Source organism: Rhodococcus rhodochrous, from assembly GCF_014854695.1.
In the GTDB taxonomy this organism is placed as follows: Bacteria; Actinomycetota; Actinomycetes; order Mycobacteriales; family Mycobacteriaceae; genus Rhodococcus.
In genome coordinates, this window is the sequence record NZ_CP027557.1 from 2,717,805 (window position 1) to 2,736,972 (window position 19,168).

General features: G+C 67.1%; 18 protein-coding genes. 15 read left to right on the forward strand and 3 right to left on the reverse strand.

Annotated elements, in window-relative coordinates; translation table 11 throughout:
* Window positions 1-22 precede the first annotated feature (22 nt).
* Genes C6Y44_RS12705 through C6Y44_RS12715 form a run of 3 tightly spaced genes read left to right on the forward strand, consistent with a single transcriptional unit; the run spans window position 23 to window position 2,764 of the window.
* Window positions 23-928: an oxygenase MpaB family protein gene (locus C6Y44_RS12705; RefSeq protein ID WP_159418320.1), complete on the forward strand. Its 906-nt coding sequence runs from the start codon at window positions 23-25 to the stop codon at window positions 926-928.
* A 7-nt stretch (window positions 929-935) separates the two neighbouring features.
* A complete protein-coding gene (locus tag C6Y44_RS12710) occupies window positions 936-1,655 on the forward strand; it encodes an oxygenase MpaB family protein (RefSeq protein WP_159418319.1) in 720 nt (239 codons plus the stop codon).
* Between the two features lie 20 nt (window positions 1,656-1,675).
* Window positions 1,676-2,764, forward strand: a complete 1,089-nt coding sequence (locus C6Y44_RS12715) for an ABC transporter ATP-binding protein (protein ID WP_159418318.1) — start codon at window positions 1,676-1,678, stop codon at window positions 2,762-2,764.
* Here the strand turns inward: C6Y44_RS12715 and C6Y44_RS12720 are convergent.
* On the reverse strand, window positions 2,761-3,825 hold the full coding sequence (locus C6Y44_RS12720; protein ID WP_159418317.1) for a helix-turn-helix transcriptional regulator: 1,065 nt from the start codon (window positions 3,823-3,825) through the stop codon (window positions 2,761-2,763). The two genes, C6Y44_RS12715 and C6Y44_RS12720, sit on opposite strands and share 4 nt — an antisense overlap.
* Window positions 3,826-3,913: 88 nt before the next feature.
* Here C6Y44_RS12720 and C6Y44_RS12725 point away from each other — a divergent pair, with 88 nt between their 5' ends.
* Both C6Y44_RS12725 and C6Y44_RS12730 read left to right on the forward strand, forming a co-directional pair.
* Window positions 3,914-4,372, forward strand: coding sequence for a cupin domain-containing protein (locus C6Y44_RS12725; RefSeq protein WP_159418316.1), 459 nt, complete (start codon window positions 3,914-3,916; stop codon window positions 4,370-4,372).
* Window positions 4,369-4,773 carry a DUF1304 domain-containing protein gene (locus C6Y44_RS12730; protein WP_120282600.1) on the forward strand — a complete coding sequence of 135 codons (405 nt, stop codon included), beginning with the start codon at window positions 4,369-4,371 and terminating at the stop codon, window positions 4,771-4,773. The genes C6Y44_RS12725 and C6Y44_RS12730 overlap by 4 nt, the downstream gene beginning before the upstream one ends.
* 42 nt (window positions 4,774-4,815) lie before the next feature.
* Here the strand turns inward: C6Y44_RS12730 and C6Y44_RS12735 are convergent, their stop codons facing one another.
* Complete coding sequence (locus C6Y44_RS12735) at window positions 4,816-5,787, reverse strand: pirin family protein (protein ID WP_159418315.1); 972 nt, start codon at window positions 5,785-5,787, stop codon at window positions 4,816-4,818.
* A gap of 140 nt (window positions 5,788-5,927) precedes the next feature.
* Between C6Y44_RS12735 and C6Y44_RS12740 the strand changes: the two genes are divergently transcribed.
* From C6Y44_RS12740 to C6Y44_RS12775, 8 genes are all read left to right on the forward strand, one after another.
* Window positions 5,928-6,767 (forward strand): MerR family DNA-binding transcriptional regulator, encoded by an 840-nt coding sequence (locus C6Y44_RS12740; protein ID WP_159418314.1) that lies wholly within the window; start codon window positions 5,928-5,930, stop codon window positions 6,765-6,767.
* A complete protein-coding gene (locus C6Y44_RS12745; protein ID WP_159418313.1) occupies window positions 6,764-7,600 on the forward strand; it encodes a hypothetical protein in 837 nt (278 codons plus the stop codon). Before C6Y44_RS12740 ends, C6Y44_RS12745 begins: the two co-directional genes overlap by 4 nt.
* Before the next feature lie 92 nt (window positions 7,601-7,692).
* Window positions 7,693-8,952, forward strand: coding sequence for a hypothetical protein (locus C6Y44_RS12750; RefSeq protein WP_404817793.1), 1,260 nt, complete (start codon window positions 7,693-7,695; stop codon window positions 8,950-8,952).
* Between the two features lie 421 nt (window positions 8,953-9,373).
* The gene (locus C6Y44_RS12755; protein ID WP_225623797.1) at window positions 9,374-10,318 is read left to right on the forward strand and encodes a PucR family transcriptional regulator; all 945 of its coding nucleotides are present in this window, start codon (window positions 9,374-9,376) and stop codon (window positions 10,316-10,318) included.
* A 130-nt stretch (window positions 10,319-10,448) separates the two neighbouring features.
* Window positions 10,449-11,912, forward strand: a complete 1,464-nt coding sequence (locus C6Y44_RS12760; protein WP_159418311.1) for a class I adenylate-forming enzyme family protein — start codon at window positions 10,449-10,451, stop codon at window positions 11,910-11,912.
* Window positions 11,913-11,985: 73 nt separating this feature from the next.
* Complete coding sequence (locus C6Y44_RS12765) at window positions 11,986-13,803, forward strand: DUF3556 domain-containing protein (protein WP_159418310.1); 1,818 nt, start codon at window positions 11,986-11,988, stop codon at window positions 13,801-13,803.
* Window positions 13,800-15,233 carry a phytoene desaturase family protein gene (locus C6Y44_RS12770; protein ID WP_159418309.1) on the forward strand — a complete coding sequence of 478 codons (1,434 nt, stop codon included), beginning with the start codon at window positions 13,800-13,802 and terminating at the stop codon, window positions 15,231-15,233. The genes C6Y44_RS12765 and C6Y44_RS12770 overlap by 4 nt, the downstream gene beginning before the upstream one ends.
* Before the next feature lie 94 nt (window positions 15,234-15,327).
* Window positions 15,328-16,191: an oxygenase MpaB family protein gene (locus C6Y44_RS12775; RefSeq protein ID WP_159418308.1), complete on the forward strand. Its 864-nt coding sequence runs from the start codon at window positions 15,328-15,330 to the stop codon at window positions 16,189-16,191.
* Between the two features lie 7 nt (window positions 16,192-16,198).
* On the opposite strand, the gene C6Y44_RS12780 is transcribed toward C6Y44_RS12775, so the two are convergent.
* A complete protein-coding gene (locus tag C6Y44_RS12780; RefSeq protein WP_159418307.1) occupies window positions 16,199-17,506 on the reverse strand; it encodes an alpha-hydroxy-acid oxidizing protein in 1,308 nt (435 codons plus the stop codon).
* A gap of 129 nt (window positions 17,507-17,635) precedes the next feature.
* Between C6Y44_RS12780 and C6Y44_RS12785 the strand changes: the two genes are divergently transcribed.
* Both C6Y44_RS12785 and C6Y44_RS12790 read left to right on the forward strand, forming a co-directional pair.
* Window positions 17,636-18,301, forward strand: coding sequence for a class I SAM-dependent methyltransferase (locus C6Y44_RS12785; protein ID WP_120282610.1), 666 nt, complete (start codon window positions 17,636-17,638; stop codon window positions 18,299-18,301).
* 236 nt (window positions 18,302-18,537) lie between these two features.
* Complete coding sequence (locus C6Y44_RS12790; protein WP_159418306.1) at window positions 18,538-18,882, forward strand: ribosome small subunit-dependent GTPase A; 345 nt, start codon at window positions 18,538-18,540, stop codon at window positions 18,880-18,882.
* The last annotated feature ends 286 nt before the right edge of the window (window positions 18,883-19,168 follow it).

The window sequence follows — 19,168 nt, forward strand, 5'->3', positions numbered from 1 at the left end:
CCACACCACGAGGAGACACGCGATGCCCACTCCCTATCTCGACGACCTGGACCGGGAACCGGTACTGAGCTCGCGCCGGACCCGCATCACCATCACCAGCGGCCCCAACCGGTGGAGTCGCAAGCAGCACAAGGTCTCCGACGCCGTCGACTTCTGGTCGTTCGCCGGGGCCGCCGCGAACGTCATCATGCAGCTCGGCTGGCCCGAAGTGGCGTACGGCGTCATGGAGAGCAAGGTCGAATCCGGTTCGCTGGTCAAACACCCGTGGAAGCGGGCCCGCACCACCGCCACCTACCTGGCTGTGGCGATCCTCGGCAACGACGAGGACCGCAAGGCCTACCGCGAGGCCGTCAACGGTGCCCACCGGTTCGTGCGCTCCGACGAGAACAGCCCGGTCAAGTACAACGCGTTCAACCGCGAGCTGCAGTTGTGGGTCGCGGCCTGCCTGTATATCGGCATCGAGGACATGTACCAACTGCTGCACGGCAAGCTCGACGACGAGCAGCTCGAGGCGTTCTACCGCACCGGCTCCACTCTCGGCACGACCCTGCAGGTCACCGAGGACATGTGGCCGACGACGCGAGCCGACTTCGACAGGTACTGGAACATCGCGTGCGAGAGGGTCGTCTTCGACGAGACCACCAAGGCGTACCTGATCGACCTGGTGGATCTGAAGATGATCAACTGGCCGATGCGTCTGATGTTCCGGAATCTGCTGCGCTTCCTCACCATCGGGAGCCTGCCCCCGATCTTCCGGGAAGCGCTCGATCTGGAATGGAGCGAAGCCGACCGCCGGCGTTACGAGCATCTGTTCGTGTTCGTCTCGTTCGTCAACCGGTTCATCCCGCGTTTCCTGCGGCACAGTGGAAGCGAAGCGCTCGTCGCCGATCTGCGTCGCCGCGTCAAGTCCGGCCGCAATCTGATCTGACAGGCGCATGACCGTTCCCGACACCGACATCGACCCGGACGGGTTGCTCCGGCGCTATCTGCACGACCGGCGTTTCCTGCTCGTCCTGCCGCGCGCGGTGGCGCTGCAGATGCTGCATCCGGCGATCGCGGCGGGCATGGACCATTCGCGGACACCGCGCCGGCTCTGGTTGCACAATCGCCGGACGGTGCCCGTGCTCGTCCGCGCCGCCTACGACGATCGACACATCCGCCCGATCGTCCGGTTCGCGCACGAGGACGTGAAGGGAACGGACGACCTCGGCCGCCGGTACCACGCGCTCGACCCGGACGTCTTCTTCTTCCAGCACGCCACCTACGTCGACACGCTCGTGACGATGATCGACGTCTTCGTCCGGCGCCTCGAGGTGGGGGAGAAGGAGGCGCTCTACCGGGACAGCTGCGCGTGGTACCGGCGCTACGGCATCTCGGATCGGCGGATGCCGCAGGACTGGACAGAGTTCACGGACTATTTCGACGACGCTTGCGCCTCGGTCCTGGCACGCACACCCAGCGGCGACCGCTACCGCGACCAGATCCTGCGTCCCCGCGACTGGGTCCAGCGCGGGATCCCGGCCCGGGTCGTCCGCGCGCTGCTGCACCCGGCCGCGCGCACGCTGTGGGAAGTCGACGTCGGCGCCGCCGATCGACGCGCACTGGCCGCGTACGCGACGTACCGGCGACTGCGTCGAGGACCGATCACGCGGTAACCGCACCGCGGATCGACAGAATGGATCATCACCCGGCACCGCGCCGGGTCCATCAGGAGGTAAGTGTGGGAGTCGAGGTTTCCGTCGAGGGGCTGACCAAGTCCTTCGGCTCGCAACGTATCTGGCAGGACGTGACGTTGACGTTGCCGGCCGGTGAGGTCAGTGCGTTGCTCGGTCCGTCGGGTACCGGTAAGTCGGTGTTCCTCAAGTCGTTGATCGGTCTGCTGCGCCCGGAGGAGGGCTCGATCGTCATCGACGGCACCGACATCCTGCAGTGCTCGAGCAAGGAGCTCTACGAGATCCGCAAGTTGTTCGGGGTGCTGTTCCAGGACGGTGCGTTGTTCGGGTCGATGAACCTCTACGACAATGTCGCCTTCCCGTTGCGCGAGCACACCCGCAAGTCCGAGTCGGAGATCCGGCAGATCGTGATGAGCAAGCTCGAGCTCGTCGGTCTGCTCGGCGCCGAGGACAAGCTGCCCGGGGAGATCTCCGGGGGGATGCGCAAGCGCGCCGGGCTGGCGCGGGCGTTGGTGCTCGATCCGGAGATCATCCTGGTCGACGAGCCGGACTCGGGTCTCGATCCGGTGCGCACGACCTATATTTCGCAGACGTTGATCGATATCAATGCGGAGATCGATGCGACGATCCTGATCGTGTCGCACAACATCAATCTGGCGCGCACGGTGCCGGACAATATCGGGATGTTGTTCCGTCGGCAGTTGGTGATGTTCGGTCCGCGGGAGGTGTTGTTGACTTCGGATGAGCCGGTGGTCAAGCAGTTCCTCAACGGCACGATGATCGGTCCGATCGGGATGTCGGAGGAGAAGGACGAGGCGACGATGGCGTACGAGCAGGCGCTCGTCGAGGCGGGTCATCATGCCGGTGGTGTCGATGATGTCGAGGGGATCGTGCCGCAGATGCAGGCCACGCCGGGGATGCCGGAGCGGCAGGCGGTGGCGCGTCGGCAGGAGCGGGTGCGCTCGATCCTGCACACTCTGCCCCCGGCCGCCCAGCACGCCATCCTCGACGACTTGGACTCTCAGCCCCGAATCGCGGCGTTCACGGGGTCCGACGCGCCCACCGAACTGATCCCGGTGGTGCTGCGCTAGATAGGGGACGACAGCGACGGCCGGGGCACCTGCCGGCCGGCCAACCGAGCGACGAGTTCCGCGCGACTACCCGATCCCGTCTTCGCATAGACGGATTTGAGGTGGTCGTGCACCGTGTTCGGCGTGATGCCCCGGTGCCGAGCGATCTCGGCCGTCGACAGTCCGCTCAGCACGTCGGTGCACACCTCGCACTCGCGGGCGGTCAGCGCGTACGCGGCGAACAGCATGTCTGTGAGCTCGCTGCCGGCCGCGGGTTCGATCGTGACCGCGGTGCGGGATTCGTCGCCGTCGGTGCTCAACGGCGCCGCACGGACGACGATCCAGCCTCCACCGTCGTTGCGGATACGCGCCCGGAACACTCCGGTCGAACTCGCCCGAGCCCCGAACGTTGCCGCCCGCAACAGCAGTGCCAATCGCAGGGGACCGGCGAGCCATTCCTCCCATGCCCGCGCCGCGACCGTCGATGCGACCGGCTGACCCGCTGGATCCGTCACGATCACCGCCGGTCCCGGATCGGCTCCGGGGCGCGCGTGCAGGGTGTGGACGGCGGCCGCCCGGGTCGCGACGGCCACCGCCGGCGCGACCATCGTCAGGAACTCCAGCTCCCGCTCCGTGAAGTCCGGTCCCGAACGGACGAAACCCGCTGCTCCCCAACAGAACCCGTCCACTGTGAAGACGACCCGCACCTCACGGTCGAGTCCGAGTGGGCACCATACCGCAGCGTGCCGAAGGCTGTGGGCGACTTCGGTCGACGGTAGATCCGAGGCCCGCACCACCGTTCGTCCACTGCGGGCGATGTCTGCGAAGGTCGCGGGATCGTGTCCACCGCATTCCGATTCGGCGAGTAATGGCTCGTATTCGGAGGGAATGCGGTTGCGCCCACTGGTCATCGAACCGAATGCCGGGGTCAGGGGATCGAACAGTGCCCAGCACGTCAGGTCGCTGCGTACAGTGCGATCGACCAGTTCGATGGCACGCTGGTGCAGTGCGGTGACGCCGGCACCGGTGCCCGCGAACGCCAGGATCTCGCGGCGTAGCCGCTCCGCCCGCACTTCGAGCATGAACCCAGTATGCGCCGGATCCGGAAGACGGGAGCATCCCCGATTCAGGGGATGGTCCGGCTGCTTCCGGATCCATAGCGTCGCAGTTGTGTCCACGATTCATCTCCAACGTGCCGGTACGGGCAGGCGATTGTCGGTGCCGGATGCCGTCGTCACCGTGCTGTCGTCCGGTGAACACACCGGCGACGCCTACGAGCTCATGCTGGTCGAGGCGCCCTGCGGCAGCCCACCGCCGCTGCACACCGAGCCCTGGCCCAAGACCTACCACCTGCTGCGCGGCCGGATCCTCGTCCTCCTCGGCGGTGAGGGCTGCGAACTCGCCACCGGTGACACGCTCACCATCGCGGCGGGAACGACGAACAGCTTCTCGGTCCTCACCGACGACGCGGTTTTTCTCCTCGTCTGCCACGGCACCGGGATGAGCGGTTTCTTCACCGACCTCGACGCGCTGGGGGAGGAACACCTGCCCGAGGACGCGCTGACGAGCAGGTTAAGGCAGATCGCTACGCGCTATGGCATCCGATTCGCCGAGGAGGTCTCGCCATGATCGTCGTTGCGCAACTCGCGGCCTTGGTCGCTGCCGCGGTGCATCTGCTGGTCTTCGTGTGGGAGACGATCCTGTTCCGCCGTCCGAGCATCCACCGAGACGTGTTCCGCATCCCGACCGAGGACGTCCAGCCGGTGCGGATGTGGGCGTTCAACGTCGGCTTCTACAACCTCTTCCTCGGATCCGGAGCGCTCGCCGGCGTGATCCTGTGGTGGACCGGCCACGAGACGCCGGGCCGCACCCTCGTCGTCTACACGTGCTCGTTCATGTTCCTGGCCGGCATCGCACTGTTCGCCTCGGATCGGATGGCCATGAGCCGTCCACGCGGGGCCGGGGTCGTGGGGTCGCTGTGCCAGAGCGTGCCGTCGCTGGTCGCGCTCGTGACGCTGGCACTGGCGTAGAGGCGTCGCGGCCGACGATTCGGTGTTGTCGCAACTACCCGTTCAGGCTTCCTCGTCCGAGGTGTGCACGGCGGGAATCGAACCGAATCGCCCGGCCTGGAAGTCCTCCATCGCCTCGATGATCTCGGCGCGGGTGTTCATGACGAACGGACCGGCCATGACGACGCGTTCACGAATCGGCTTGCCTCCGAGCACGAACACCTCGAGGGCGTCGGTGCGCGAATCCTGCGTCGCGGCAGCAGAGATGGTCAGGCTCTCACCCCTGCCGAAGACGGCGGTCTGTCCGGTCCGGATCGGACGGTGTTCCGGTCCGGCCGCGCCATCACCGGCGAGCACGTATGCCAGGGCGTTGAACTCAGGGTTCCACGGCAGGGTGACGCTCGCTCCCGGTGCCACGGTCGCGTGCAGCAGGGTGATCGGCGTGTACGTCGAACCGGGGCCGCGGCGCCCGTCGAGTTCTCCGGCGATCATGCGGATGAGCGCGCCACCGTCGGCCGAGGACAGCAGGGCGACCTCGCCGCCGCCGATGTCCTGGTACCGCGGGGCGACGAACTTCTCGGCCTTGGGCAGGTTCACCCACAGTTGCACGCCGTGGAACAGTCCACCGCTGACCACGAGATGTTCCGGTGGTGCTTCGATGTGCAGGATGCCACTGCCGGCGGTCATCCACTGGGTATCGCCGCCACCGATGGTGCCGCCGCCTCCGTGGGAGTCGCGGTGCTGCATGATGCCGTCGATCATGTAGGTGACGGTCTCGAAGCCGCGGTGCGGATGCCAGGGTGTGCCTTTCGGTTCGCCGGGCGCGTAGTTCACCTCGCCCATCTGATCCATGTGGATGAACGGATCGAGGTACTTCGTCTCGATGCCCGCGAACGCACGGCGAACCGGGAAGCCTTCGCCTTCGAAGCCGCGCGGTGCGGTGGTCACGGACAGGACGGGACGCGAGAGCGCGTCGGGTGCGGGCTCTTCCACGCGGGGAAGAGTGAGAACGTTGTCGACAGTTACGGCAGGCACGGTAACCCCTCTCAGGCATGTAGTTGATTTGTCAACTACCTTACTGCACTCAACCTCCGTCCTCCTCGGGTTGTTCCCAGCCGAGGCGCGCCGCATCCACGACTTGACCCTGACGTAGCGTCAGGGTCGATGCTGAAGCCATGAGGATCAGCGACTTGGCCCAGGCCGCAGGAACCACCGTTCGCGCCGTCCGGCACTACCACCGGCTCGGGCTCATGCCCGAACCCCTACGGACACCCAACGGATACCGCGACTACGAACTCGCCGACCTGGTGCGCCTGCTGCGCATCCGATGGTTGGCCCAGTCGGGTGTTCCACTGGGTTCGGTGGCGACCGTCCTCGGCGGCCACTTCACCGACGGCGCCGACCGCGATGCCGAGTCCGACCTCACCGCAGACCTCGAATCGCTGCTCGAGGCGGCGGATGCCCAGATCCGGACCCTGCAGGTCAAGCGTGATGCTCTCGCCGCGATCCTCGAACGCCACCGCGCCGGCGACCGGCTCTCGCCCTTGCCGTCACCGATCGTCGACGCGTTCGACGAACTCATCGACGGCGAGGACGACCCGCACACCCGGTCGCTGTTCGTCCGCGAACGCGACAGCTGGGAGATGCTCGCACTCACCGGGCAGGCATCGCCGGAGTATCTCGACGCCATGCGAACCCTGCTCGACGACCCCGAACAACGGCACGCGATGGTCGCCGTCTACCGACGCTTCGGAGCGCTCGCCGGACAGGATCCCACCGCGACAGCCGACGAGATCACCGCCGTCATCGACGGCATGACCGCGCTGCTCGACGACATCCCGATCATGGCGGAGGTGCTCGGCTCGTGGGCGGCCGAGGCGGCAACTGCCCTCGAATCGAACACCGAGGTGCTCGCCGAGTTCCTTCCGGACCCGGCCCAGCAGGCCGTCGCGATCGGGTTCGTCCGGCGCGTCGCCGCACAGTCGGGACGGCAGCAGGACGGAACGCGGGCATGACCGGGCGCACCGTCCGGCTCGCCCACCGAGCCGCCCTCGTCCTCACCGTGGCGGTGGCTTGTACGAACGCCGTCCTCGCTGCGCTGGGCGTCTTCACACCGGCGACAGCACTGAAGGTCTGGCTCGGCTTCGAGTTACCTCTCGGGATCCTGGTGCTGATCGTCGGCGCACTGCGCGTCCGAGTTCTACGCCGATCCGGAATACCGTGGGCGGGGGTGCTCGACGAGCTCGTCGGCCGCGTGCCCGCGACCCTGATGCGCGCGGAGTTGAGAAGCTACCGCGCACTGTGGTTCCTGATACGAGGACGTCGCGTCGGCGCCGGCCCCGGGGTGACGACGATCGGCTACACCCGCGGCACGATGAGCGTGCCGATCGCGTGGCTTGTGGCGTCGGTCATCGAGATCGCGGTGGTCCACATACTCGTACCCTGGGAATGGCTGCGCTGGACCTTGTTGATCGTGTCGGTGTACTCGCTTCTTCCTCTCGTGGGGTGGCTCGCGGATCGTGTCGTCAACCCGCATCTTCTGACGCGGGACGGCCTGGTCCTGCGCTCCGGGCATCAGGTCGTGGCCCATATCGATGCCGACAACCTGCAGCGATGCATCCCGCGCCATCGCTTCCAGCCGACGGAGACGGGCGTGGACGGCGAGGTGCTGTTCCTGCCCGGTCCCGACGGCACCAATCTCGACCTCGTCCTCGCGGAACCCGTCGAGGCCCTGCTGCCGGCATTCTTCGAACATCGCCGCCGTCCGGCGCTCGTGAGCCGGTTCGCGATCCACATCGACGATGCCGCAGCGGCGCGCCGAGTGCTCGACGCCGCGCTCCTCGCCTGACGCGGCGAGGGGGAAATCGACGACTTCGTCCACCGAATCCGTTCCACAGGCGGTGACCTGCGTTTATCGTGGATGCGACGAACGGAGCCTCCGTGTCCCGCAATTCATCCCGAGCCCTCCGCGCTCGCCTCGTCGCCGCGATCGCGTTCCTGTGCGCGAGCATCACGGTCACCGTGCCCCCGGCCGCCGGCGCCGAACCGGCCTTGTGCGCGTGGCGGTTCATGTCGAACGAGACGGTGCTCAACGTGGCGTTCCCCGACGTCAACGCCACCTACTGGGTGCTGCCCTATGCGCTGGGCCCGGGCGACTCGATCGAGGTGTCCGGCACCTATCCGGCCGCACGATACTTCTCGCTCAACACCTACGGCACGAACTTCGACACCGTCGACACGCTGCGTGACGACATGATCGTGCCGGATTCGGGCAGCGGGAACCCCTTCGCGGATGCGGCGGCGCGGAATCTTCCTCCGTCACAGCAGAAGTGGCGTGCCACCGTGGTACCCGGTCCGGCGGACCACGCGCGCAACGAGATCCGCGGGGTTCGAGAGGGGCAGAGCACCCCGGTGGGCTTCCTGATCATCCGCGTGTACGTGCCCGACGACGCCACATCTGTCAGCGGCGGCGTGCCGTTGCCCGAGGTGACCATGCGCCTCGGTGGGGCGACGATGCTCAGGCAGCCGTGCGAGCAACCGTTCGACCCGAACTCCTACACCGGACCCGTCGCACAGTTCGCGCAGGCAGGTTTCGACCAGGTCATCGCCGGTGCGGCGAGCGGTGCGTTCCCCGGTGGCACACCCGAGACGGTGTTCGTGAACCCGGCGAGTTCGTCGGGCCTGTTCCCCAACGGCGACAACAAGTATCTCGGAACGGCGCTGACCTACCAGCCGGGGCGGATCGTCGTGGTGCGGGCCAAGGCGCCACTGTTCCCCGACACCCGTGCGGGAGTGCCGGTCACGGTTCCCGATCAGCAGGTGCGGTACTGGTCGATGTGTCAGAACGATCTGGTCTCGCCGTATCCGGTGGTGGCGTGTGCCGGCGACTTCGAGACCGCGCTCGACGCGTCGGGCTACTACACGTACGTGATTGCTGCACCCACCGACCTTCCCTCGGTCGCCGACCCGACCGTGACCGTGCTGCCGTGGGGCGATACCACGGTGCCGAAGAAGGTGCTGTTCCTGCGCTACATGCTGCCGTCGTCGGCCTTCTACCCGCAGTCGATCCAGGCGTCGCAGGCGACCGGCACCGATCCTGCGACGGTGATGGGTCCGTACTATCCCGAGGCCGTGTACTGCTCCGCGACGACCTTCGTCGCCGGAGGCTACGCGGCATGCCGGGACGAAGCCGCGGGCTGACTCTCCGGGACGCGATGGTGCGGTGATCGCACACTGCGCACGAGAATTTTCTGATAGACGAGTGCAATGAACGATGACGCCCGACGCGGGACTCCGCCGAAGGATGCGCGTGCCGTCGAGGTGCAGGAACTCGTCGTGGTGGTCGGTGAGCGGCTGCAACGGCGGTCCGACGAGATCGTTGCGAGCATGGACGCGGCGATCGAGTCGGTCGTCGAGGATCTCGGCGAGTCCGAACTGACGGACATGCTGCGGGCGAGTGTGGAGGGCAATGTCGCCACGATCCTGCACATGATCAGCCACGACATCCCGCTCGATCGCATTCAGCCGATCACCGCGGCCACGGAGTATGCGGTGAGGCTCGCGCGGCACGGCGTTCCTGCGGCGGGCGTACCACATCGGCTCCGACGACCTGTTCAACCAGGTGTTCGCCGAGATCCAGCAGCTCGATTGTGCACCCGACCTGAAACTCGAGCTGCTCCATCATTTCGCCGGGTGGATGCACAAGTACGTGGACTGGATGACGCGCGTCGTGCTCGACGCGCACGAAGAGGAGCAGCGGGTGCTGGTCCAGCAGTCCGAGAACGTGACGTCGGCGCTGGTGGAGCAGGTGTTAAGCGGCGGTGCGTTCGATACCGAGGAGTTCGCGACGAAGACGGGTTACCGGCTCGACGGAACCCACCTCGGTGCGATCGTGTGGATCGAAGGCCCGGCCCAGGGTGCAGACCAGACACCCGCGCTCGCGGTGGTGGCGGAGACTCTCACCGTCGCGGCCGGTGGGGGAGGCTCACCCCTGTTCGTGCCGGTGGATCGGCGCACGGCCTGGTTGTGGACGACGGCCGGTGGCACGGTCGTCGACGTGTCACGCCTTCGGACGGCTGTGCAGGCCGTCCCCGGGTTGCGCGTGGCGTTCGGGAAGCCGGGGGTCGGGGTCGCGGGATTCCGGCGGAGTCACGAGCAGGCCGAGGTGGTGCGGATCGTCGCGAGCACCGCGACCGTTCGGCACAGCCGAGCGGTGTACTACGGCGAGGACGGCATGTCCGCGACGGCGGTGCTGGCGCGCGATCTCGCGACGACCAGGCGTTTCGTCGCCGATACGCTGGGGCGGCTCGCGATCGACAGCCCGGCCGCGGAGCGGTTGCGGGACACGACGCGGGTGTTCCTGCGGACCGGCGGAAGCTATGTGCAGACGTCCGAGGAACTCGTCCTCCACCGGAACACCGTGAAGTACCGGCTGCAGAAGGCGGAGGACGAACGGGGGCGGCCGATCTCCGACAACCGGCTGGATCTCGAGTTGGCTCTGCACGTCTGTCATGTGCTCGGACGACCCGTGCTGATTCCCAAGGAGAAGCGTTCGTCCGGCCGCTGACCCGATTTTTGTGCAGGATCGACAAGAGAAGCGTCGAAGTTGGTCTCGTGGGGACGTGTCCTGGATCACGCCGGCAGCATAGTGTCGTGCATCACAACCGATACGTGCTCGTCGGACCGAGGAGCTGTAGATGCCCTTCTCCCGCTTTCCCTTCCTCCCCTGGAACGTCCCCGCCGAGGATCGCTCTCGTGCGGCGGTCCGGGACGACAGGCTCGAACTCACTTACGCTCAGCTCGACGACCGAACCCGCGCTGTCGCAGCACAGTTCGCGCGGCACAGCGTCGGCGCGGGCGACATCGTCGCGATCATGCTGCCGAACCGGGTCGAACTGCTCGTCGCGATGCTCGCGTCGTGGCGTCTCGGTGCTGCTGCGACACCCGTCAATCCGGCGTTCACGGAATCCGAAGCGGCCTATCAGATCTCGGACTCCGGCGCTGTCCTGGTGGTCAACCACTCGGTGGACGCACCGGCCGGCGGCCGACCCAGCATCGCAGTGGACGATCTCGCCGACGAGGGCGACGGCCCCGACCCTGTGGCCCTGCGCGGCGACGAATTGAGCCTGGTCATCTACACCAGCGGGTCCACCGGACGGCCGAAGGGCGTGATGCTCGATCACGACAACGCCGAGGCCATGTCGTCGACGATGGCGCAGCATTTCCGTCTCACCGCCGACGACCACTGCATGCTCGTCCTGCCATTGTTCCACGTCAACGCGATCATGGTGAGTGCACTGGCGGTCTGGCGTTCGCACGGACAGCTCAGTGTCATCGGGTCGTTCTCCGCGACCCGGTTCTTCGACCACGTGGAAAAGCTCCGTCCCACATACTTTTCCGCTGTACCCGCGATCTACGCGATGCTCGCGGCGTTGCCCGACACCGTGAGCCCCGACACCTCGTCGCTGCGGTTCGTGGTGTGCGGCGCCGCGCCGGTATCGAAGGAACTGCTGCAGCGGTGCCACGACCGCTTCGGCTTCGTCATGGTCGAGGGATACGGACTCACCGAAGCGACCTGTGCGTCCGCCTGCAATCCCGTCGACGGTGTCCGCAAACTCGGAACGGTCGGACCGGCACTGCCCGGACAGCGGATCGGGATCATGTCCCCGGAGGATGAACTGCTGGCACCCGGCGAGACAGGGGAGGTGGTCATCGCGGGACCGACGGTCATGCGTGGCTACCTCGATCGCCCCGATGCGACCGCCGAGACCGTCCGCGACGGTTGGCTGCACACCGGGGACATCGGGCTCCTGGACGAGGACGGTTATCTGCGCATCGTCGACCGCGTCAAGGACATGATCATCCGCGGAGGTGAGAACATCTATCCCAAGGAGATCGAAACCGTCCTGACCTCGGTCGACGACGTTCTCGAAGCCGCGGTCGTCGGGCGGCCCGACCCGGTCCTCGGCGAGGTTCCCGTCGCCTACGTGGAGCTGTACCCGGATGCGACGACGACCGCCGAGGACCTCCTCGAGCACTGCCGGCGGCACCTGATGCGCGCGAAGGTGCCCGAGCGGATCGACATCCTCGACGCGCTACCGAAGAACCCCGTCGGCAAGATCGACAAACCCTCACTCAGGCGCGCATTGCAACACGCCTGACCCTCATCCCTCGTCCTACCTCGACGCGAGTGCCCCTCGCGGTGATGAGCCCTGCCCACCTTCAGGAGTCACAATGGGATTCAAGACGGCAGACATGCCACCGGTCGACCCGGCCACCTACGACGACATGCCCTTCATGGAGCGCATGCGGGTGCTGGCGACCCACTGGGCCGAATACGGTTTCGGCAGCCCCAAACAGATGCACATGCTCTACGTGTACAAGCTGATCTTCTACGTTCTCGGTGGGGTGGCGGTCGTCGGACTCACCACGCCCGGACTGGGTTTCGCCGATCTCGCCGACTGGTGGGGCGAGCCGATCGTCTACCAGAAGCTGATGGTGTGGACGATCCTGTTCGAGATCACCGGCTACGCGTCGTCCTCCGGCCCGCTGGCGTTCAAGTTCAAGCCGTTCACGGGTGGCTGGCGTTACTGGACCCGCCGCGGCACCCTGCGGCTCCCACCCTGGCCGAAGGTGGTGCCGTTCACCCGCGGTGACCATCGCACCGTCGTCGATGTCGCGATCTACTTCGCGCTCCTGGCCACGCTGCTGTTCCTACTGCTCGGACCCGGCGTCACGACCGCTACCCTGCCGGGAAGCGAGGTCGGGTTGCTCCCGCAGTGGGCGCTGCTGACCTATGTCGGCCTCATCGTCGTCATGGGTCTGCGCGACCGCGTGGTCTTCCTGGCCGCACGCTCGGAACAGTACGTCGCCGTCATGTTCTTCTTCGGCATCTTCAGCAACCACGTCGACATGATCCTGGCCGCCAAGATCGCGCTGGTCACCGTGTGGTTCGGCGCAGGTGTCTCCAAATTCGGTCACCACTTCACCAATGTGATCCCGCCGATGCTCAGCAACACCCCGTGGATCACTTCGAAGCGGTTCAAGCGCTCGCTCTACCGCAACTTCCCGCAGGATCTTCGTCCGTCGAAGGTCAGCTGGTTCCTTGCCCACGTCTGCGGCACCGTCGTCGAACTCGTCGTCCCGCTGGTGCTGCTGTTCTCGACGAACACGACGATCACCTGGCTCGCCATCATCGGCATGGTCATGTTCCACATCTTCATCACCTCGACCTTCCCGCTGGCGGTCCCGCTCGAGTGGAACGTCTTCTACATGTTCGCCGCCGTCTGGCTCTTCGGTGGATTCCCCGCCGGCGCCGGCTACGGGGTGGGCGACGTAAGCTCCGTTTGGATCCTCGCGCCGATCCTCGTCGCCTTCCTGCTGTTCCCGATCCTCGGCAACCTGCGCCCCGACCTCGTCTCCTTCCTGCCGTCGATGCGTCAGTACGCCGGCAACTGGGCGTCGGCCCTGTGGGCCTTCCGCGGTGACGAGGCGGAGAACAAGCTCAACGAGAACCTCACCAAGTTCAACGACAACCAGATCGACCAGCTGAGTGGGGCGTTCGGCAAGGAGGTCGCCGAGATCTTCATGCAGAAGGCAGTCGCATGGCGCACCATGCACAGCCAGGGTCGCGGCCTGATGTCGCTGATGATGCGGCACCTCGACAAGCTCGAGAACTACCGCATCCGCGAAGGCGAGTTCACCTGCACGACCCTGGTGGGCTGGCAGTTCGGCGACGGTCACCTGCACAACGAGCAGACCATCAGCGCGGTGCAGGAACGGTGCCGGTTCGAACCGGGAGAATGCGTCATCGTGTGGATCGAGTCCCAGCCGATCCATCGGAAGACGCTGGATTACAAGGTGATCGACGCGGCGCTCGGTGTCGTCGAGCGCGGTCACTATCACATCGAGGACGCGGTCTCTGCGCAGCCGTGGCTGCCCGACGGCCCGATCCCGCACACCGTCACCTGGCGGATGTCCGGCTACGAACCAGCCGGGACGGCCTACCTCCACCCGCAGGTCCGGCCCGATCGTGTCAAGGTTGGAGCATGACCGACGCGGTGATAGTCGGCAGCGGGCCCAACGGGCTCGCTGCCGCCGTCGTCCTCTCCTCCGAGGGCGTACGGGTACGAGTGCTCGAGGCAGCAGAGACGATCGGTGGCGGTACGCGCAGCAGCGAACTGACCCTGCCGGGCCTGCTCCACGACGAATGCAGCGGCTTCCACCCGCTGGCCGTGGACACACCCTTCAGCCGGGAGTACGACCTCGCGGAACACGGGCTGAGCTGGTCGTGGCCCGAGGTGCAGTACACCCATCCGCTCGACGGCGGACGTGGCGGCGCGGCCTATCGATCTGTAGACGACACCGCCGCGGAACTCGGGACCGACGGGTCCATGTGGCGCCGGATCTTCGGCGCGCTGACCGAACGATTCGGCGGCATCACCGAGGACTTCCTGCGCCCGATGCTGCACGTGCCCGTCCATCCGGTGCTACTCGCCAGATTCGGGATGTTCGCCGCGATGCCCGCCGACGTGCTCGCACGCGCCTGGTCCACACCCGAGGCGCGCGCCCTCTTCGGTGGGGTGGCGGCCCACGCCCTGCGGCCCTTCGGCTCGCCGATGTCCTCGGCCATCGGCGTCGCGCTGGGCACGGCCGCGCACGCCTACGGGTGGCCGGTCGCGCAGGGCGGATCGCGCGCCATCGCCGCAGCGATGGCGTCACTGATCGAGAAGAACGGCGGCACCGTCGAAACCGGGGTACGCGTGGAGTCCCTCGACGAACTCGGCGACCCCGATCTGGTGTTCCTCGACACCTCACCCGCCGACGCCGTGCGGATCGTCGGCGACAGGCTGCCCCGCCGCACCGCCCGCGCCTACCGCCGGTACAAGCACGGTCCGGGGGCGTTCAAGGTCGAGTACGCCGTCGAGGGCACCGTGCCCTGGCAGCACGAACCGTCCCGCCGCGCCGGCACCGTCCACGTCTGCGGTTCGTACGCCGAGACGGCGGCAGCCGAACGCCAGGTGAACCGGGGGATCATGCCCGATCGTCCCTACGTCCTGGTCGGCCAACAGTTCCTCGCCGACCCGTCGCGATCCGCAGGGAACCTGAACCCGCTCTACGCCTACGCGCACGTCCCGCACGGGTACACCGGCGACGCGACCGAGCCGATCACCGCACAGATCGAACGGTTCGCCCCGGGCTTCCGCGACACGATCCGTGCCGTGCACGTGCGGACGACGACCGAGATGTCGGTCCACAACGCGAACTACGTGGGTGGGGACATCGTCACCGGAGCCAACAGTGCGGTGCAACTCGTGCTCCGGCCCCGCCCGGCACTGGACCCGTACGCGACCGGCGTTCCCGGGGTGTACCTGTGCTCGGCGGCGACTCCGCCGGGTGCCGGGGCGCACGGCATGTGCGGCTACCACGCCGCCCGGTCGGCGTTGGCGTACCTGCAGACACGAGGTGATCTTCCGGGGTGAATGTGCGGTGACGGGCGCGCGCGGCGCGCGAAACTTCGCACACGCAAATAACATTCTCCCGACATGCACTCCCCCCGGTGCTGAAGGAGCCCCCGTGACCGCAACCACCCCCCACCCTGCCCAGAACGCGCCGCGTGAAGACGACGGCTACTTCGGCCCCGGCTCCGTCTCGTGGAGGGTGTACGCCGACCCGTCCTCTCGCGTCGCGGGCATGGCGGGTCTGCTGCTGCAGGCACTCAACCCCGGGATGATGCGGCTGTTCGAGCACGCGTCGGCCGCGTACGTCGATCCGAAGGGGCGGGACGAGCGCACCGGCCGCTATCTCGACACGGTCATGTTCGGTGACAAGGCCCATGCGGATGCCGCCGCTGCGTCGGTGCGCCGCATGCACGCGCACGCCGTCTGGGACGACCCGCACACCGGCACCACGCTGCGCGCCGACGAGCCCGCGTGGATCGACTGGACGCACAACGCCCTCGCGTTCGCGCTGCTGCGCGGTGCGGAAGCCTTCGGCCTCGACCTGACCCCGGCCGAGCAGGACAAGTTCGTCGTCGAGCAGCACATCGCCGCAGAACTCGTCGGCGCGGACCCGGTCCGCCTGCCCGCTACCCGGGCCGACCTCGAGGCGTACGTCGACGAGCAGCGCCACTGGTTGTCGCTGTCGCTCGCGGCCGCCGAGGTGACGCACGCGCTCCGCAAGCCGAACCTGTGGGGCAATCCGGTGAAGGTGTTCACCTTCGTCGTCGTGCAGGACGGCATGCTGTCGCTGCTGCCGGAGTGGGCGCGCCTGATGTACGGAATCGAGGGGCGCCCGATGAACCTGCGCGCCGCGGCACGCACCACCAAGCGGCTCATCGGCATCGCTCGTAAGAACGAGTCGTACGACAAGATGGTCGCCGAGATCACCACGCGCATCGACGAGGCTCCCTACCGCAAGGTGCGTGCGCGCAAGGCCTGACCCTGTCTCAGAAGGAGGGATTCGGCCGGACGAACCGTTCGTCGATGTCGGCGATCGATCGGGCGCCGGTCAATGCCATGGTGAGGTCGAACTCGGCGATCACGTTGCGGATCACCTCCTCGACACCCTGTCGACCTGCGATCGCCAATCCGTACATGTAGGGCCGGCCGAGCAGCACGGCGTCCGCGCCGAGCGCGAGCGCAACGAAGACGTCGGCACCGCTTCGGATCCCGCTGTCCAGCAGCACGGTCGGCTCCCGGCCGATCGCGGCACGGATGTCGAGCAGGGCATCGAGCGAGGCGATCGATCCGTCGACCTGGCGTCCACCGTGGTTCGACACGACGAGGGCGTCGACTCCGAGATCCACGGCGCGACGCGCATCGTCGGGATGCAGAATTCCCTTGAGCACGATGGGAAGTCGCGTCCGATCACGCAACGTTGCCAGATGCTCCCAGCTCAGTCCCGGATTGGAGTAGATGTCGAGGAAGGTCTCCGCGGCGGCGCGCGGCACGGGGGAGCGGAGGTTGTCGAGGAGTCGACCCGGATGGTTGCGGGTCATCGACAGCAGCGTGCGGATCGCGCCGAGTGTGACATCGGGTCGCTCCGTCACCATCTCGCGGGCGGCGTCGATCCGCTCCCGGACGATGTCGAGGAAGCGGGGATCCGAGGTGTACTGTGCGATGCCCTCGCCACGTGCGAACGGCAGCGACCCGAGATTCAGGTCCTGCGGACGCCACCCCAGCATCGTCGTGTCGAGGGTGACGACGACGGCTTCGGCGCCGGCTGCTTCGGCCCGTCGCAGCAGGCTGTCGACGAGATCCTCGTCGGAACTCCAGTACAGCTGGAACCAGCGGGACGCAGAGCCCATCGCGCCGGCACAGTCCTCCATGGAATTGCAGCCTTGGTTGGAGAAGATGTACGGCACGCCGGTCGCGGCAGCCGCCCGCGCGATCGCCAGGTCGCTGTCGGCAGCCATCAACGCTCCCGCCCCGATCGGGGCCAGCAGCAGCGGCGAGGAGAGCGACGTGCCCGCCACGGTCGTACGCAGGTCGCGTTCGGTGATGCCGTGGGCCATGCGCGGGACGAACGCCCACCGGTCGAACGCGCGCCGATTGTTGCGCATGGTGCGTCCCTCACCGGCACCGCCCGCGACATACGCCCAGGCCCGCTTCGAACTCGCACGTCGGGCGGCGCGTTCGAGGTCGCCGAAGGACGTCGGAACGGCCGGACGCCGGCCCAACGCTCCATTGCGGTACACGACCCCCTGACGTTCCCGGCCGGGGCCGGCGGGTGCAGATGCGGCAGTTTCGGTCACGAGTGAGTTCCCCTCTCGAGCGGTGGCGCTTGTCGATCCTTCCTCACGAACCCGGTCGAGTGAACCGGTTACCGGTGTCGAATTCGTAATCGGTGCGGTGGATCCGACGGCGGGCGTACCGTCGGATCCATGACCGAGGACGGCCAGGTTGCCCCGTGGGACGACATCTACCGGGGCGTCGCCGAAGGGTTTTCGGGCCCCGTACCGTGGAACATCGGCGAACCCCAGCCCGAGATCGCCCGATTGATCGACGAGGGCAGATTCCGCAGCGACGTGCTGGACGCAGGCTGCGGACATGCCGAGACCTCCCTCCACCTGGCGGCACAGGGCTACACGGTGGTCGGTCTCGACCTGTCACCGACCGCCATCGAGGCCGCTCGAGACGCGGCAACGGAGCGGGGTCTGACGACCGCGACCTTTCAGGTCGCCGACATCACTTCGTTCACGGGTTTCGACGGCCGGTTCGCGACGATCGTCGACAGCACCCTGTTCCATTCGCTGCCTGTGGACCGGCGCCGCGCCTACCTGAGCGCCGTCACTCGTGCCGCTGCTCCGAGTGCGTTCTTCTTCGTCCTTGCCTTCTCGAAGGACGCCTTCCCTGAAGAGGGCCAGGGACCCAATCCGGTGACGGACGACGAGTTGCGCGACGCGGTTGCAGAGTTCTGGACCGTCGACGACGTGCGGCCGGCGTTCATCCACGCATTTCTCGGCGACGAGGATGCTGCCGCGTGGCAGCGTGACGACAAGGGCCGCTCGAAGCTCCCGGCCTGGTTGTTGTCGGCCCACCGCGGTTGAGGGTGCACGCGGACATTCGATTGCAGTGCCGGGGTGCGGAGTTCACCATCGGATCTGTCGGAGCGGACCACCCGCGCCTCGTCATGATCCAGGAGTCACCGTGCACCCGGATGTCCTACCCGGAACCGATCCGCTGGTCGAGTACGGCTGGTCCGAGCAGATCGCGGAACGGTTCGCGAACAACGATATCCAGGGAACTCCCGGCCGGATCGTGCGGGTCGGTCACCGTCTGTGCGGTGCTGCCGCGTACCGGCGCGATTCGTCGTGCCGACGCGTCGGGACGTTCGGGAGAGCAGGTTCTCGCCGCGAACGTCGACACCGTTCCGCCTTCCCCCGAGATCGACGAGCTCGCTCAGTACTGCCGCTTTACGGACTGTTCGCACGAGACCGAGCCGGGATGTGCGGTCCACGCCGCCGTCGACTGTGGCGACCTCGATGCCCGGCGAGTGGAGAGTCATCGCAAACTGCGGCGTGAGAACGAGTGGATCGCGGCCCGGTCCGATGCCCGGTTGCGGCACGAGCGGACCCGCGAGATCAAGGTGATGAGCCGCGCGATCCGGGCGTATTACCGCGACCGCTGAAGTTCTCGGCGCGGCATACAGGGCGGTCGGTACCAGTCAGTGCAGTTCGCGCGATGAACCGGGGCTTGCTACCGCAACACGCCGCGTCGACCCCGTTTCGGCGCGCTGATCATGGACGCCCCTGACCGAACGGTCGGGTCTTCGACCTGCGCGAACATACCGGTCGGTACTTCCGATTCGGGTCCGTTGCACCGTGAAGGCGGATGGACTCTTCTGCTCACGGCAGCGCGTTATCGAGGTGTGTCGTCGGACACGAAATGATTACGACCCGGCTCGGGGGTGTACA

Excerpts from the sequence above, each read along its gene's own strand:
- C6Y44_RS12765 (WP_159418310.1), top strand. The coding sequence starts at position 11,986 with ATGGGATTCAAGACGGCAGACATGCCACCGGTCGACCCGGCCACCTAC.
- C6Y44_RS12730 (WP_120282600.1), top strand. The coding sequence starts at position 4,369 with ATGATCGTCGTTGCGCAACTCGCGGCCTTGGTCGCTGCCGCGGTGCAT.
- C6Y44_RS12760 (WP_159418311.1), top strand. The coding sequence starts at position 10,449 with ATGCCCTTCTCCCGCTTTCCCTTCCTCCCCTGGAACGTCCCCGCCGAG.
- C6Y44_RS12740 (WP_159418314.1), top strand. The coding sequence starts at position 5,928 with ATGAGGATCAGCGACTTGGCCCAGGCCGCAGGAACCACCGTTCGCGCC.
- C6Y44_RS12720 (WP_159418317.1), bottom strand. The coding sequence starts at position 3,825 with ATGCTCGAAGTGCGGGCGGAGCGGCTACGCCGCGAGATCCTGGCGTTC.
- C6Y44_RS12715 (WP_159418318.1), top strand. The coding sequence starts at position 1,676 with ATGGATCATCACCCGGCACCGCGCCGGGTCCATCAGGAGGTAAGTGTG.
- C6Y44_RS12745 (WP_159418313.1), top strand. The coding sequence starts at position 6,764 with ATGACCGGGCGCACCGTCCGGCTCGCCCACCGAGCCGCCCTCGTCCTC.
- C6Y44_RS12705 (WP_159418320.1), top strand. The coding sequence starts at position 23 with ATGCCCACTCCCTATCTCGACGACCTGGACCGGGAACCGGTACTGAGC.
- C6Y44_RS12770 (WP_159418309.1), top strand. The coding sequence starts at position 13,800 with ATGACCGACGCGGTGATAGTCGGCAGCGGGCCCAACGGGCTCGCTGCC.
- C6Y44_RS12785 (WP_120282610.1), top strand. The coding sequence starts at position 17,636 with ATGACCGAGGACGGCCAGGTTGCCCCGTGGGACGACATCTACCGGGGC.
- C6Y44_RS12710 (WP_159418319.1), top strand. The coding sequence starts at position 936 with ATGACCGTTCCCGACACCGACATCGACCCGGACGGGTTGCTCCGGCGC.